Origin of the sequence: Tomitella biformata AHU 1821 (assembly GCF_000524475.1) — a bacterium.
GTDB classification, from domain to species: domain Bacteria; phylum Actinomycetota; class Actinomycetes; order Mycobacteriales; family Mycobacteriaceae; genus Tomitella; species Tomitella biformata.
This window is the reverse complement of the sequence record NZ_BAVQ01000076.1, coordinates 1-208: the sequence shown is the minus strand read 5'-3', so window position 1 is coordinate 208 and position 208 is coordinate 1. Positions and strand designations below refer to the sequence as shown.

Sequence of the window (208 nt, the reverse complement as noted above, 5' to 3'; positions counted from 1 at the left end):
GCGTTCTACGTGCATCGCCACGATTTCCCGTCGGCGTGAGATTCCCAGACGAGACCGTGGCCACGCGCTACACCGCCGCTCGGCGCTCGAGCAGCACAGTATCCCGCCACTGCCCATCAACCTGAACAATGCGCTCGCGCACACCCACGGTGCGGAACCCCGAGGAGTGATGCAGCGCGATCGCCGCACGGTCGCTCGGGAAGATGGA

Annotated in this window: 1 protein-coding gene; it reads right to left on the bottom strand. The window is 65.9% G+C overall.

Features of this window, described 5'->3' with window-relative positions:
• Positions 1–67: 67 nt before the first annotated feature.
• Positions 68–208, bottom strand: a 141-nt coding sequence (locus TBIF_RS25495) for a GNAT family N-acetyltransferase (protein WP_369385462.1), incomplete at its 5' end; no start/stop codon positions are given.